The sequence below is a fragment of the Methylobacterium sp. JK268 genome, from assembly GCF_054052225.1.
In genome coordinates this window covers 1-12,759 of the sequence record NZ_JBSVZN010000039.1, presented here as the reverse complement: position 1 = coordinate 12,759, position 12,759 = coordinate 1, and the positions used below count along the sequence as shown (strand labels likewise).

Genomic DNA, 12,759 nt, shown 5'->3' with positions numbered 1-12,759 from the left:
GCTACTCCGCGGCCTGGAGAGCGGGCGCGTCGAACCGGCCGGCCTCGTGGCCCCAGCTGGTCCAGCCGTCCCGGGTCTCGCGCGAGAACAGGTCCGCGCGCCGCATCGCGCCGGTCGCCAGCGCCTCAGCGGCGGCGTAGGCCTCGTCGGGCTTGCGGCTGTGCTCCCGGGCCGGGGCCATAATGACGGTGCGGACATCGCGCGCCGTCCGCGGCCGGCCGAACTTCCCGATCAGGAAGGGCTCCGAGGCCGAGCGCAGCACGTAGCCCGTGCCGAACGCGAGCCGGCCGCCGGAGGTGGTCTTCACCCACACGCCGGAGGTGGTGAAGGAGAAACCCCAGGCCGCCATGACGTCGAGCGCCTGGGGCAGCATCGGGTGCGTCGCCCAGAGCCACAGCAGCGCATCCCGGCGGGCGAGGTGCGCGACCGGCAACGCCTTGATCGCGTCGAGCGACATACAGGCGTACTGCGCCTGCGCGCTCTTCGCCTCGCCCTTCGCGGAGCGAAGCGCAAAGGCCCAAGGAGGATCGACCATCAGCAGGTCGAACGACAGGGGCGGGAGCGGATCGAACGGCCAGGTCATATCCGCCCTCGCGCGCGCCATGCCGGCACAGGCTGCGGCCCGAGGAGATCCTCGCCGATCACCGCCGTGCACGACTCCACGAGACCACGCCGCGCCGCCTCGTCGATCGCCGCCGGCGAGAGGCGCCGATGTTTGCAGGGCCCGGGCTGGGCCGCGTCCGGGTCATCACACACGAAGCGGTAGCCCGTGCGGCCCTCGGCCGGCACGAGCAGGTGGCCGCGCCGCGAGAACAGCGCGATGTAGCTGACCTGCTCGTCGTGGGAGAGCGGATGGAGGCGCATCGCGGTCACGACGCCCTCGGCACATCGAGGAGCGGCAGGGCGACGGCGCGTACGGTGACGACCACCTCCGGTTCCTGGGCCTGCCAGGTCAGGCGGATGTCCCGCGCTTTCCGGTCATTCGTCACGACGCCGTGCGCCTGGAGGAGGTCGGACACCGCCTTCTCAAGATTGCCGAGGTCGCACCGCGAGGCCTCGGGCAGGGCGAGGTGGATGGCGTAGGGTCCCTCGACACGGCCGGGCCGCTGCGCCTGCAGCCGCCAGCCGGCCGCCGCGATCCAGCGCCGGTACGCGTCCGAGCGCCGCGGGCCGCCCCGCCCGCCGTGGGCGTGCAGAGCGTTCACGGACGGCGGCACGGGCAGGCGCACCACGACCTCGTCGCGGGCGGGGCGCAACGGCGCGTGGAGCGCGATGAAGCCGGACGGGGCTTGTCGGGAGCGGCGCGATGTGGCTCTCATAGAGCCCTCCAGGAAATCGAGACGATTTCTCCGCCCGGGCCCCTGTCCGCCGACAGGCCCGGGCGGTTCGTTTCCGAGGCCTCCCTCAGGCCGCAGGTGCGGGATCAGCCGCCGCGGGCTCTTGCCCGGTCTGCGTCGCCGTCTGCTGCGCCTGGTCGACGGCGACCGTCGCAGCAACAGCGGGAGCGGCCGCAGCCACTGCCGCGGCCGTGGTGGTCGCGGTCTGCGTCAGCGTCGCGAGCGTGCTGCTCGCCTCCTTGAGCGCGGCATCGGCCGCCGTGGTGTCGACGCCCTGCGCCTTGGCGAGGTCGGCGAGCACGGCCGAATGCGCCTCCAGCAGCTTGCCTTGCGCGGTCGCGGCGGCCGCGGTCTGCACGGCGAGGGTGTTGGTCTGCACGGCGACAGTGGCGAGCTGCTTGATGTCGGCCGCGAGCGTGTCGACGGTTTCCTGGAGCGCCATGAGGTTGGTCCTGAGGTCGGCAGGGAGGAAGCGCTGCACGGGCGGCCGACGGCGCCAGGGCAGGAAGTCGAGGAGGGACACGGCGGGCGCTCCCTCAGGCGGCGGACGGTTCGAAGGCGTCCTCGGGCGCAGGGAGGCGCGGCACGCGCGGCGGCTCGGCCGCTGCGCGTGGGACGAGCATCCAGTCGTCGGCCAGCATGTCCGTCTGCGAGGCGAGCCACGGCACGCGGTCGCCCGTGACGGTGAACATGAAGATGTACGGAAGGGTCATCTTCGAGCCGGCGTCGGGCACCTGCAGCTCCAAGTGCATCCCCTTCCCGTTCCACCCGGTCCGGCAGACCCGCTCGCCCCGCTTCAGCGAGCGGAGTGCCTCGCCGAAGCCCATCGCCGTGCCGACGACCGGCATGGAGGCGATGTCCCGATAGTCCCGCTCGAACACCGCGCGCGGGCACCAGCTTACGTAGCCGTCGCGGTAGAGGATGAGCCGGTCGCCCGGCACCGGCGTGCCGCGCCGCGCGAGGTCCCGCGGCACGTCGACCTGGCGCACGCTGCCGTCGGGCATCCGCGCGTCGAGGTAGCCGAGGGCGAGATCGTCGGTGGAGACGATCTCCAACGCGCGCACCGCCTTCGTCGAGACGTGCGTCGGGGCGAACGCCTCGACCACGTCCTGCTCGACGGCCGCTTGGCGGCCGCCCGATCCGGATCCCGACATCACGAAGTGCTCCCTTCATCGAGCTCGTCTTCAGCCAGCGTCACGCGCCCCGGCTGGAACACGGCACGGTTCAGCCACATGAAGCCCTGCTGGAGGTTCGTGATCGCGAGCGCCGCCATGCGCCCGTCCATGCCCGGCATGTCGCGGATCCTCTCGGCCGTGCGAATGCACCGCTCTTCGAGCACCTTGTTCGCGTTCACGATCGCGACCTTGTCGGCGCTCTGCGCCTGGTAACCCGCAACCGGCAGGCCCTCGTGCCGCGCCCCCCACCATCAGCCGATCCTCGCTTCGAGGCGTGCGACCGCCGCCGTGACGCGGGCCAGGAGGTCTTCGAGGAAGCCCGCGTGCCCGTGGAGGAGGTCGACCACGGGCAGATCGGGCGGGGGTGTCGCGCCAATGGGCTGCTCTGCCGGAACGGCGCCCCCGAGGCTCTCGGCGAGCTTCTCCAGGCGCGAGGCCGCGGACATGGCGTTGACCCCGAGCGCCTCTGCGCGCTTCACGAGGTCGGAGAGGGTCGACGGCCCCAAGGCAGCCGAATTGGACATGAGCGTCTCCTCGAGTTGGCCGCCTATCGCGGCGGGAGGTCGGTGCCGCGGAACAGCGGCAGGTCGGTCAGGCCCAGCGCGTCAGCACGCGCGCCCACAGCCGGGACCACCACCGGGCAGGCGGTCGCCCGTCGAGCGGCTCCGGATGAGGCGGAGGCACCCGCCGCAGCCGCAGGTTCGCCAGCCACCCGGCCGCGAGCCGGAACAGGCCTCGAAAGAGCCGCATCGAGTTCCTCCCGGAGCCGTTGGTTGTCCGCCTCGACCGCGTCGGCCGCGGCCTCGATGCGCGCGCAGAGCCGGTCGTAGAGGCTCGCGATGTTGAGGGCGTCGTGGAGCCCGACCTGCACATCGGGGGCGCGGCCGAGCACCTTGCGCACCCAGGTGGCGGAGCGCCCGAGCGGGGCTCCGACGAGGCGATAGGCTTCCATGCGGGAGCCGACCGCCTGCGCGCGGGCCGCCACGAGCGCCGCAAGGGGCGAGCGTGCGCGCTCCAGCGCCTGTTCAGCCGTGATCATCACGCGACTGACCTTCGACTTTGACCGCATCCGATCAGGCTCCCGTGGTTCAACACTGTCGAACCGTGGGAGTGATCGGAGTGCAGGAGGTGGACGGAGGTACGCACGACTACGCAGGCGCGATCGGACGTTGGGGAACGCTGGCGATCACGCAGAGAGGAAAGCGGCTGCCGGACATCCGAACCGGCAGCCGCCCCATGCATCGCGTCGCGAACCACTCGCGCCAGCGATGCATGTTGGGTGTGGAGAGCGATCATCATTTGGCCGCCTCCGGAAAGTTCAGGACGGCGAATTCGCCGTTGTAGTGAAGTGCAGCGCGATCGTAGGCACGCGCTGCTTCATCCGGATTTGCAAATCCACCAAGATAGAGCGTCCTACCGTGCACTCTTATGCGAGCGCGATATGGGCGTGCTTTCGACCATTCATTACGCTCTACGCCACGAAATCCACTCTGAGAAAGGGGGCCAACCATATTTGTATTGTTTTGCCTGACGGTACATTTCCGAAGATTGTTGCGGCGATTATCGAGGGAGTCTCTGGACCGATGATCAACGAGTTCGCCGGGCAGGGCTCTCAGCAGAAGACGATGCATTCTCACCCGCTTGCTAGCAGCCACATAAGCCGCAGCATAAGGACGGGCTCCAGTATGAGGGCTTTTTATGATCGACCAAACGTAGTTCTGGACTATCGGCAGATCCTCAATATCAACCTTGATAACGTGACCACACGACGTGGTAATTTCGGCATGCGATCCCTGGATGATTGCGATCCGCTGAGATGCTTCTTCACGAAGACGAAGATTGCGTCGCATGATACCGCCAACGCGTATGTTTACATCGTCTCTGTCATGCAGAATTTGAGAAACGTGACTGACAGTGAGATTAAAATCTCTAGATATCGAACGAAAATCTCCGCCGGCATTGTATCGCTGGGCAATAAGGTCAGCCGTTTCGCGGGAGACCGCCTTGCGTGCCTTCATGGCGACGACCTCACTATGAGATGCGCCCGTGCCCATGGCTGTGTCGCGCCAGGGGGGAAGGGCACCGGCGCACGCGCCGCGGCTCGCGGCACGTCGGGAATGGCGGCCCCAGAAGGACCCCCTCTCCGCATCGGGAGAGGGGGCAAGGCCAGGGAGGAAGCGCTCAGGAGAGCGCGCATCGGGACCCGCCGGGGTCCGACGCTTCGGGGCGCGGCCACCAGGGCCGGCGCGATCGGTGAGGGCGAGGCCGGTCATGCGAGCCGCCCCGCCACGAAGCAACACACGGCCGCCGCCAGGAAACAGGCCGCGAGCCCGCCGCCGACGCGGCGCGACGCGGGGCAGACGCCGATCCGGTCCGTGACGATCACCAGGAACGCCGCGTTGATCACCAGCCACAGCGCGAGGATCGTCCAGCCGAGCGCCATCTCAGCGACCCTCCCGGAGGAGCACCCGCGCCGGGCCGTTCACGGGGTTCGCGATACGCACGAGGTCGCCCCGGCAAGCCGACGACGCAGGCGAGGCCGGAGCCAGCGTCAGAAGGAGCGCGAACCCCAGCCGGCGCACGGTGCGCAATCCGGCTGGGGCCGCTACCTTGGTCACTGCGATATGATCCAAGGAGCAGTTGATGCCTGATATGGCAGCCATTTCAGCCCTGGCCTCCTCTTTGAAGACCACGGTTGATCTCACGAAGACGATGGTTGGCTTGCGCGATGCCGTGCTCGTGCGAGAGAAGGCCATTGAACTGTCGGCTGAGATCATGTCCGCCCAGCAGAGCGCACTCGCGGCCCAGGCGGCGCAATTTGAATTGGTTGATCGTGTACGCGATCTGGAAAAGAAGATAGTAGATCTTGAAAACTGGGAAGCAGAGAAGCAACGCTACGAGCTGAAGGCCCTTGCTTCGGGCGTTCTTGCTTACGTTACTAAGTCCGGCATGGAGAATGGCGAGCCTCCGCATAGCCTTTGTGCAAATTGCTACAATCGCGGAAGAAAATCGCTCCTTCAACAAGAGCTGCGCGCTACGGGACGCCGCATATTCATGATCTGTCACACATGTGGCGCGGAACTGGTCATTAGGGGAGAGCGGTACGACGACGATAAGCCCGCTCTCGTCATGCGAGACTGAGTTGTGAGGACGGCGCAGTATCATGCCGCCGCTCCCTCGGGCGCGGTCTCGGCGGGCGAAACGCCCCGGGCGCGCTCGGCAGCTTGCTGGATCCAGTCAGCCAGCGTGACTTTGCCGTCGGTCAGTCTCTCAATTGACGCGATCTGCTCGGGGCGCGGCATTCGCTCCCCGTACATCCACTTCTTTACGGCATGGCGGGTGACGCCGCCGACGTGCGCGGCGATCGCCGTATCGTCGAGCTTCTGCTCGCGCATGTAGGCCAGGAGCTTCATGATGGGGAACATGCCCCTTAAAGGGGAAGCTCGTCAACCCCTCCAAGGGGAAAGATTTCTGCGTCTGGATTGCGCATCTTTCCCCGCTATGGGGACGAGCCTTCGCCAACTCCGACTGGAACGCGGCTGGACGCACGACGAGGCGGCCAAGCGCATGGGCGTTTCGCGCGGACAGTTCATCAAGCTGGAGCGGGGCGAGCGCGGCCTCACAGCTCGTACGATCGCTTTAGCAGCGAAGGCTTTCGAGGTTCCGCAGTCTGAAATTCTTGAGACAAAGCTCGAAGCCGAAGTGTCAACCGTCGTACAGACGGACGTCCCCTCACATACGATTCGCGTAGCCGGTCTAGTAGCGGCCGGTGTCTATCGCGAAGCTGAAGATTTCGGGTACTTCGTGCATAAGCCGGTTACGGCGATGCCTGATCCGGAATTCCCAGATGCTCGACAGGTTGCGTTCATCGTCGAGGGCGACAGCATGGACTCGGCCAAGCCCTTCCCCATGCCGAATGGGTCTACGCTCGTCTGTATCGATTATGAGGACGTAGACAGTCTTCTGCCGCTCCGCTCTGGTATGAAGGTCGTAGTCGAACGCGTCCGTGATAATGGTCTTCTGCGAGAATGGTCTTGCAAGGAGATCAAGATCCACGCGGATGAGGTTGAATTCCTGCCGCGCTCATCGAATGCCCGCCACAAACCGTTTAGCGTGGCGAGAGATCAGTTTGCAGACGATGGCGGCACCGTGAGGGTGCTCGCCATTGTTCGCCAAGTGATTGTCAATATGCCACTTGATTGACCTCTGTTTGGATCGGGTCAATAGCGACTAACTCGCCGCACGGACAATCACACTTCTTGCAGACGTACTGCACTCGGTGCAGCGCGCCACATTCGATCAACTCTTCAACGGTGGTCGGCGGATCCGGCTCGTTTGATGCGTCGAGCTCCTGGGTCGACCGGCGGGTGCAATTGGCGCAGAGCAGGTGAAGCGTGAACCGGTGCATGAAGCCTCCCAAGGACTGTGTTCTATGTTTGTTCTCGCTCAGTGAGTCGTCAACGTGCGCCGTTGTCGTGAAAACCCTGTGCAAAACTCCCGATGCTTCCGATGTAAGTTGTTGATTGGACTGCTAATTCCCGTCCAGGTAGTGAGTGGATAACCACCCAATTTCCCCGATAAGGGGAAGTTTTTGCGCATATTCCCCTAAAAGGGGTTGACCGGTTCCCCACCAAGGGGAATATTCGGCTCATCGCCTCCCCGCGATGGAGCCCGCCGTGTCCACCGCCCCCTCTGGCATCGACCTCACCCGCCGCCTCGCCCCGTCCCGCCTGCGGGACGCGCGCCGGGCCCTCGACGACGCCGAGGCCCACCTCGACGAGGTCATCCTCGGCCTCGTCGCGGGCGCGACCCGCCTGTCTCATGTCGGGGCCGCGGACGAGGCGGTGCTGCGCGAGGCCCGGGAGCGCGCGTTCGCCGGCCGCCGCCGCCTCGACGAGATCCGCCTCGAACTGCTCGCCCCCGAGGCGCCCGCGCTCACCCCGAACGACGAGGACGACCTCGCGACCGCGCTGCACGCGAAGCTGCGCGCGAACGAGGAGGCAGCCGCCCGCGCCGACGCCATCCCCTTCACCCGCCTGACGCCCGCGTGCGTCGGCGTGGCGACCGCCTGGTGAGGAGCGGACCCGTGCGCCTCGCCCTCGCCCTCGCGGCCATCGATCGCCGCATCGCCACCGCCGCCCGCCACATCGGAACGGCCGGGCTCCTCGTCGTCCTCGGCGGCTCGCTCCTCACCATCCTGCGGGTGCTCTGATGACGACGCTCGCTCAGGAGGCCGAGGCTCTCGCCTGCCGGGTCGGCCAGCTCGAAGCCGCGCTCGACATCCAGCGCATGGCGATCGAGGGCTACGGCGCCGACTTCGCCCGCGCCGTCGCGACGCTCGCGATCCTGCGCGCCTACGCGCTGCCCGATGACGCCGCCGCGCTCATCGACGGCCTCTCGCTCGAACTCGCCACGGCACACCGCGCTCTCCTCAAGAGCATCGAGCGGCCCACGCCGGCGCGCCGAACCCCGCCCGGGGTCGTCGAGCTCGCCGCCGAGCGCGACCGCCGCGCTGGGAGGGCATGATGCGCCTCGATGGCGATCTCGCCCTCTACCTGCTGGCGATCCTGCTGTTCGGCCTACCGATCGCAGCCTTCGCGGTCGAATCCCGCCGCCTCACCGAAGCCGGCGCCGACGCGACGCTCGGCTGGCACCTGCTCGACCGCCTCGCGGCGCTGCTGCGGAGGCGCGCGTGACCGACACCCCCGAGACCCCCGCCGAGCGCGTGCTGCGCGACCTCGCCGAGCGCTTGGAGGCCGCCACCGATGCGGCGGCTGCCGAGAGCGCGAGCGCCCAGCAACTCGTCCTCGTCACCGAAACCCGCATCGCCCGCCTGCAGACGCGGGGCGAGCCCACGCCATCCAAGGAGGACTGATCGATGCCGATTCCTGTCGACCAGACGCTGGTGCCTGGGGACGTGCTCCTCGTGCGCGTAAAGTTCGACTTCGTCGACGCTCGCGACCCCGACGCGATCTTCGGGAGCATCGTCGGCTCTGATGCGGCGGTCCACTTGACGCGCGCCGTGGCGGACCTCGTCGAGACCGTCATCGCGGTCGGCGACGAGGTCCGGGCGATCGAGGCGCGCCCGTCCGACAGCCCGGCCATCCGGCCCTATGGCGTCGTGCTCGGCCTCTCGAAGGGCCGCGCCTGGGTCGAATGGCCCCTTGGCGAGAGCACCGAGCCCGTCGCGACGCTGCAGCGCATCCGCACCCGGGAGCAGGTCGAGGCGTTCGAGCCGCGACCCGGAGAGAGCCCCCGCACCGCCGAGGCCGCCGCAGCCGACCCGCTGCCCGCGGCCGCCGAGTAGCCCCACCGTCCGGAGATCCACGTGAGCAGCAGCCCGAACGCCGTCGCTATGCGCGACGAGAGCCAAGCGCCGGCCGTCGCCGGCGAGACAACGGCCGTTCTCTCCCTGATCGAGCGAGCCGCCCGCGATCCGAACTTCGATGTCGCGAAGATGCAGCAGCTCCTCGACATGCAGGAGCGCGTCATCGCCCGCAATGCGCGTGCCGCCTTCGCGTCCGCCTTCGCCGGCATGCAGCAGGACCTTCCCGTCATCCCCGAGCGCGGCCGGGGCGACAAGGGCATGAAGTACGCCCTGTGGGAGGACGTGAACGACGCGATCAAGCCGGTGCTCGCGCGCCACGGCTTCGGCATCAGCTTCAAGACGGGCCGCACCCCCGATCGCGTCACCGTCACCGCGATCCTGATGCACCGGGATGGGCACAGCGAGGAAACGACCCTCGAACTGCCGGTCGACACCTCGGGGTCGAAGAACGCAGTCCAGGCGGTCGGCTCCTCGACCTCCTACGGGAAGCGGTACACCGCGGCGGCCCTGCTCAACCTCACGAGCCGCGGCGAGGACGACGACGGGAAGAGCGCCGGACTCGGGCCCCGCATCACCGAGGAGCAGCACGCCGCACTGCAGGGCCTCGCCCAGGAGGTCGGAGCGGACCTCCCGCGCTTCCTCAAGCACATCGGTGTGCCGAGCCTCGCCGACATCCCGGCCACCCGCTTCGAGGAGGCCAAGCGCGCCCTCGAAGCCAAACGCGGGGGTCGGTGATGGCTGGGATGGTTCAGGGCAGCCCGGAGTGGTTCGAGGCGCGCCTCGGGCGGGTCACGGCCTCGCGCGTCGCGGACGTGGTCGGCCGCACGGCCAAGGGGGCGTGGAAGGCCGAGCGGGGGCGCTATCTCGCCCAGCTCGTCGCCGAGCGCCTCACGGGGCAGATCGCCAACCACTACGTGAGTGCCGAGATGCTGTGGGGGCGGGATCACGAGCCCGCCGCCCGCGCCGCCTTCGAATTCCTGTTCGATCTCGCGGTCGCGCAGGTCGGGTTCATCGACCACCCGACGATCCCGATGTCAGGCGCGAGCCCCGACGGGCTGATCGATGACGATGGCCTTGTCGAGTTCAAGTGCCCGAAGACCGAGACGCACCTCGCGACCTGGCTCTCGGGCACGGTGCCCGAAGAGTACGTGCCGCAGGTACAGTGGCAGATGGCCACCACCGGTCGGGCATGGTGCGACTTCGTCTCGTTCGACCCACGCGTCCCGACCGACCTTCAGCTGTTCCGGACCCGGGTCACCCGCGATGACGCCATGATCGCGGGCCTCGAGGCGGACGTCCGCACCTTCCTGCAGGAGGTCGACGGACAGATCGCGCAGCTGATGAGCCTCTGTCGGCGGGAGGCCGCCTGACATGCGCGATCTCCGCCTCCTCGACGCCTACCGCATCGTGATCCCCGGCTTCGGTGCGATCCCGCCCGAGGCGCTGGCCATCGTCGGGACGTTCCGCGTCCCGCATCGCCCGACGGGCGCGAGCCTCCTCGTGATCGCGAGCGCGGCCGAAGGCTGGGATCACGTCAGCGTCTCGCTCCCGAACCGGTGCCCGAACTGGCCGGAGATGAGCCGGATCAAGGATCTGTTCTTCCGCGACGACGAGGTGGCGATGCAGCTGCACGTGCCCGCGGCGGATCACATCAACAACCATCCCCACTGCCTGCATCTCTGGCGCCCGCACGATGCCGAGATCCCGCGCCCGCCCGGTGCGCTCGTCGGCGCGAAAGACCTCTCGCCCGAGCAAGTCGGCGCCATGAGCACCGCGCAGCGCCGCGCCGTGCGCGAAGCGACCGCCGAGACCTTCTTCAACGGGAGCGCGCGATGACCGATCCCCGCCAGCACGCCGTGTCCGTCGCGATCTTCCGCGCGACCGATCCCGAGGAGCGCGCCAAGCTTTCCGAGGCCGACCGGGCGTTAAGCCCATCCGACCTCGCCGCCCGTGAGGCGCTGGCCGCCATGGAGGCGGCCTCCCGGGCCGAGGAGACCGCCGACGGCTGGGAGTGGATGGTCGTCGAGGTGATGGGCCATCGCCGCCACGCCGGGCGCGTCCGCGAGGAGGAGCGCTTCGGCGCCAAGCTTCTGCGCGTCGACGTCCCGCTTAAGGGCGATCCCGAGCGGCACGGCTGGAAGACGCACTTCTACGCCGCCAGCGCGCTCTTCAGCTTCTCCCCGTGCGAGCGCGACGCGGCGCTCGCGGCGAACAAGCCCTACGAGCCGCCCGCCCGCCTGAGCCTGCCTCGTCCCGATGAGGACGAGGACGACGGCATGCCCTTCTAAGGAGCGCCGCGATGCAGCCCGAACCCCGCACCCGCCAGGAGATGGCCGAGCGCTACCGCGCGGCCTGCCGCCGCCAGATCGAGGCGGCCCATGCCCACCAGCGCCGCACGGCGAGAGCCGCGTTCGACGCGAGCCCGGCCGGCATCCGCCTGCAGGACGACGCCGTCGTCTACCAGGTGCTCGATCCCGACCAGGTCGCCCGGACACCGCGCCGGATCGTGTCGCGGGTCGCGATCGAGCACGGCGTCAGCGTCGAGGACATCAGGGGCCGCGGACGCGGGGCGGATCTCGTCGAGGCGCGGCGCGCCGTCCTCGCCGCGCTCGTGGAGGCGCACCCCGACATGAGCCTGCATCAGCTCGGGGCCGCCATCGGGCGGGATCACACCACGGTGCTGCATCACCTGCGGGCGATCGGGCTGCGGGTGGCGGGCGAGGGCGCCGGGCGGCCGGCAGAGGTGCGGTGACATGTCGGTCCTCGCTCTCATCCGGCTCCAGACAACCGCCCTCGCCGAGGCCCAGAACTGGCGCTGCGCCTACTGCACCTTTCGGATGCTCCGGCCGGGCTGCTCGGTCGCCGAGGCGATGGTCGACCTTGGGGCCAAGCACGTCCGGCAGCGGCGCAGGGCGATCCAGTACCGGCGGGCCACGCGCGATCACATCGCGCCCCGGTGCCAGGGCGGCGCCGATGACGCGGAGAACCTGATCGCGGCCTGCCGGTGGTGCAACGAGTACCGCCGCAACCGACCGGCGCATGAGGCCTACACCCGCATCCGCCGCATGGTGAGGCGCGGCACGCATCCGCATCAGATCTGGATCGCGACAGGCTGGTTTCCGCGACTGGACTTCATGCAGGCGATGCCGACGCCGCCCGCGACGATGGAGATGCGGCCATGACCATTCGCGTCTTCGTCTGCGTCGACGAGGCCTGCCCGCCGGACCGCCTCTGGCTCCCTCGGATCGAGCGCGGGACCACCGCCACCACCGTGTTCGGGCCGACGCAGGCGGACGTCCGCCTCAAGGCCGCGGCCGCGGCGATCAACAAGGCGCACGCGGCGCCGGCCGCCCGGAGAAGGACCGCCTGATGTCCCACCTCGTCCCCATCGCCTCCGCCTACCGCCTGCGCGGCTGCACCTGCGGCTGTGGGATCCTCACCCTGCAGCTCTGGTCCGCGGACGGCCGGCCGATCGCCATCCTGCCGCTGACGCCGGACGGCGCCCGGGCCCTGCGCGATGGCCTGTCGGAGGCGCTGGAGGGCGCGCAGGACGGGCGCGGCGCGGATGAGCGGCCGGTGGCGGGAGGGCTGCACTGATGGCGCGCGAGCAGCTTCCCCAGCGGCGCGGCCACGACGTCTTCGACTTCGTGTTCTCGCGCGGCCCTCACGACCCGGTCGGCACCCGCTACACCGCCGGCCTCGGCCGGACCCGTCCGGGCACGCCGATCGTCGAGATCTTCTTGGACTGCCACAAGCTGGCGTCCGCGATGACCGACGACGCCCGGGACATCGCGGTGATCCTGTCGATCGCGCTCCAGCACGGCGTGCCGCTCGCCGCGTTCCGCGACGCCGTCACCCGCCTTGAGAACGGCCAGCCGGCCGGCCTCGCCGGGCGGCTCCTCGCGGAGATCGAGGCGCG

28 protein-coding genes are annotated in these 12,759 nt (G+C 68.9%); 17 read left to right on the top strand and 11 right to left on the bottom strand.

Translation table 11 applies throughout. From position 1 onward, the window contains the following. Position 1 precedes the first annotated feature (1 nt). From ACW9J6_RS29790 to ACW9J6_RS29745, 10 genes are all read right to left on the bottom strand, one after another. Positions 2-583 (bottom strand): MT-A70 family methyltransferase, encoded by a 582-nt coding sequence (locus ACW9J6_RS29790; RefSeq protein ID WP_457119972.1) that lies wholly within the window; start codon positions 581-583, stop codon positions 2-4. Further along, positions 580-873, bottom strand: a complete 294-nt coding sequence (locus ACW9J6_RS29785) for a hypothetical protein (protein ID WP_457119971.1) — start codon at positions 871-873, stop codon at positions 580-582. The genes ACW9J6_RS29790 and ACW9J6_RS29785 overlap by 4 nt, the downstream gene beginning before the upstream one ends. Beyond that, positions 870-1,319 (bottom strand): RusA family crossover junction endodeoxyribonuclease, encoded by a 450-nt coding sequence (locus ACW9J6_RS29780; RefSeq protein ID WP_457119970.1) that lies wholly within the window; start codon positions 1,317-1,319, stop codon positions 870-872. The genes ACW9J6_RS29785 and ACW9J6_RS29780 overlap by 4 nt, the downstream gene beginning before the upstream one ends. Positions 1,320-1,404: 85 nt before the next feature. Further along, positions 1,405-1,860, bottom strand: a complete 456-nt coding sequence (locus ACW9J6_RS29775) for a hypothetical protein (protein WP_457119969.1) — start codon at positions 1,858-1,860, stop codon at positions 1,405-1,407. 13 nt (positions 1,861-1,873) lie between these two features. Then, positions 1,874-2,491: a DUF2829 domain-containing protein gene (locus ACW9J6_RS29770; protein WP_457119968.1), complete on the bottom strand. Its 618-nt coding sequence runs from the start codon at positions 2,489-2,491 to the stop codon at positions 1,874-1,876. Beyond that, positions 2,491-2,739: an Acb2/Tad1 domain-containing protein gene (locus ACW9J6_RS29765; RefSeq protein WP_457120051.1), complete on the bottom strand. Its 249-nt coding sequence runs from the start codon at positions 2,737-2,739 to the stop codon at positions 2,491-2,493. The genes ACW9J6_RS29770 and ACW9J6_RS29765 overlap by 1 nt, the downstream gene beginning before the upstream one ends. A gap of 24 nt (positions 2,740-2,763) precedes the next feature. After that, complete coding sequence (locus tag ACW9J6_RS29760) at positions 2,764-3,036, bottom strand: hypothetical protein (protein ID WP_457119967.1); 273 nt, start codon at positions 3,034-3,036, stop codon at positions 2,764-2,766. A gap of 23 nt (positions 3,037-3,059) precedes the next feature. Then, positions 3,060-3,551 (bottom strand): hypothetical protein, encoded by a 492-nt coding sequence (locus tag ACW9J6_RS29755; RefSeq protein ID WP_457119966.1) that lies wholly within the window; start codon positions 3,549-3,551, stop codon positions 3,060-3,062. Between the two features lie 256 nt (positions 3,552-3,807). Next, the gene (locus tag ACW9J6_RS29750) at positions 3,808-4,530 is read right to left on the bottom strand and encodes an AP2/ERF family transcription factor (RefSeq protein WP_457119965.1); all 723 of its coding nucleotides are present in this window, start codon (positions 4,528-4,530) and stop codon (positions 3,808-3,810) included. Between the two features lie 251 nt (positions 4,531-4,781). Beyond that, complete coding sequence (locus tag ACW9J6_RS29745; RefSeq protein WP_457119964.1) at positions 4,782-4,955, bottom strand: hypothetical protein; 174 nt, start codon at positions 4,953-4,955, stop codon at positions 4,782-4,784. Between the two features lie 200 nt (positions 4,956-5,155). Between ACW9J6_RS29745 and ACW9J6_RS29740 the strand changes: the two genes are divergently transcribed. Continuing rightward, positions 5,156-5,653 carry a hypothetical protein gene (locus ACW9J6_RS29740; protein ID WP_457119963.1) on the top strand — a complete coding sequence of 166 codons (498 nt, stop codon included), beginning with the start codon at positions 5,156-5,158 and terminating at the stop codon, positions 5,651-5,653. 20 nt (positions 5,654-5,673) lie between these two features. On the opposite strand, the gene ACW9J6_RS29735 is transcribed toward ACW9J6_RS29740, so the two are convergent. Further along, positions 5,674-5,925 (bottom strand): hypothetical protein, encoded by a 252-nt coding sequence (locus ACW9J6_RS29735; protein WP_457119962.1) that lies wholly within the window; start codon positions 5,923-5,925, stop codon positions 5,674-5,676. Between ACW9J6_RS29735 and ACW9J6_RS29730 the strand changes: the two genes are divergently transcribed. The 16 genes from ACW9J6_RS29730 to ACW9J6_RS29655 all read left to right on the top strand — a co-directional run. Next, positions 5,924-6,715: a helix-turn-helix domain-containing protein gene (locus ACW9J6_RS29730; protein WP_457119961.1), complete on the top strand. Its 792-nt coding sequence runs from the start codon at positions 5,924-5,926 to the stop codon at positions 6,713-6,715. The genes ACW9J6_RS29735 and ACW9J6_RS29730 overlap by 2 nt on opposite strands. 473 nt (positions 6,716-7,188) lie before the next feature. Continuing rightward, the gene (locus tag ACW9J6_RS29725; RefSeq protein ID WP_457119960.1) at positions 7,189-7,587 is read left to right on the top strand and encodes a hypothetical protein; all 399 of its coding nucleotides are present in this window, start codon (positions 7,189-7,191) and stop codon (positions 7,585-7,587) included. Positions 7,588-7,598: 11 nt separating this feature from the next. Next, entirely contained in the window at positions 7,599-7,724 is a 126-nt protein-coding gene (locus tag ACW9J6_RS29720) for a hypothetical protein (RefSeq protein ID WP_457119959.1), read from the top strand. After that, positions 7,724-8,038 (top strand): hypothetical protein, encoded by a 315-nt coding sequence (locus tag ACW9J6_RS29715; protein WP_457119958.1) that lies wholly within the window; start codon positions 7,724-7,726, stop codon positions 8,036-8,038. The genes ACW9J6_RS29720 and ACW9J6_RS29715 overlap by 1 nt, the downstream gene beginning before the upstream one ends. Next, positions 8,035-8,208, top strand: coding sequence for a hypothetical protein (locus ACW9J6_RS29710; RefSeq protein ID WP_457119957.1), 174 nt, complete (start codon positions 8,035-8,037; stop codon positions 8,206-8,208). Before ACW9J6_RS29715 ends, ACW9J6_RS29710 begins: the two co-directional genes overlap by 4 nt. After that, positions 8,205-8,387 (top strand): hypothetical protein, encoded by a 183-nt coding sequence (locus ACW9J6_RS29705; protein WP_457119956.1) that lies wholly within the window; start codon positions 8,205-8,207, stop codon positions 8,385-8,387. The genes ACW9J6_RS29710 and ACW9J6_RS29705 overlap by 4 nt, the downstream gene beginning before the upstream one ends. A gap of 3 nt (positions 8,388-8,390) precedes the next feature. Then, entirely contained in the window at positions 8,391-8,819 is a 429-nt protein-coding gene (locus tag ACW9J6_RS29700) for a hypothetical protein (RefSeq protein ID WP_457119955.1), read from the top strand. 21 nt (positions 8,820-8,840) lie between these two features. After that, positions 8,841-9,575, top strand: coding sequence for an ERF family protein (locus ACW9J6_RS29695; RefSeq protein WP_457119954.1), 735 nt, complete (start codon positions 8,841-8,843; stop codon positions 9,573-9,575). Next, positions 9,575-10,210: a lambda exonuclease family protein gene (locus tag ACW9J6_RS29690; RefSeq protein WP_457119953.1), complete on the top strand. Its 636-nt coding sequence runs from the start codon at positions 9,575-9,577 to the stop codon at positions 10,208-10,210. The genes ACW9J6_RS29695 and ACW9J6_RS29690 overlap by 1 nt, the downstream gene beginning before the upstream one ends. 1 nt (position 10,211) lies before the next feature. Further along, positions 10,212-10,676, top strand: coding sequence for a DUF7694 domain-containing protein (locus tag ACW9J6_RS29685; RefSeq protein ID WP_457119952.1), 465 nt, complete (start codon positions 10,212-10,214; stop codon positions 10,674-10,676). Beyond that, on the top strand, positions 10,673-11,128 hold the full coding sequence (locus ACW9J6_RS29680; RefSeq protein ID WP_457119951.1) for a hypothetical protein: 456 nt from the start codon (positions 10,673-10,675) through the stop codon (positions 11,126-11,128). Before ACW9J6_RS29685 ends, ACW9J6_RS29680 begins: the two co-directional genes overlap by 4 nt. Before the next feature lie 11 nt (positions 11,129-11,139). Continuing rightward, entirely contained in the window at positions 11,140-11,592 is a 453-nt protein-coding gene (locus ACW9J6_RS29675) for a helix-turn-helix domain-containing protein (protein WP_457119950.1), read from the top strand. Position 11,593: 1 nt separating this feature from the next. Next, positions 11,594-12,022, top strand: a complete 429-nt coding sequence (locus ACW9J6_RS29670; RefSeq protein ID WP_457119949.1) for an HNH endonuclease — start codon at positions 11,594-11,596, stop codon at positions 12,020-12,022. After that, positions 12,019-12,210 carry a hypothetical protein gene (locus ACW9J6_RS29665; RefSeq protein ID WP_457119948.1) on the top strand — a complete coding sequence of 64 codons (192 nt, stop codon included), beginning with the start codon at positions 12,019-12,021 and terminating at the stop codon, positions 12,208-12,210. Before ACW9J6_RS29670 ends, ACW9J6_RS29665 begins: the two co-directional genes overlap by 4 nt. Next, the gene (locus tag ACW9J6_RS29660) at positions 12,210-12,437 is read left to right on the top strand and encodes a hypothetical protein (protein ID WP_457119947.1); all 228 of its coding nucleotides are present in this window, start codon (positions 12,210-12,212) and stop codon (positions 12,435-12,437) included. Before ACW9J6_RS29665 ends, ACW9J6_RS29660 begins: the two co-directional genes overlap by 1 nt. After that, on the top strand, positions 12,437-12,759 hold a 323-nt coding region (locus ACW9J6_RS29655; RefSeq protein WP_457119946.1), incomplete at its 3' end, for a hypothetical protein. The genes ACW9J6_RS29660 and ACW9J6_RS29655, both read left to right, overlap by 1 nt.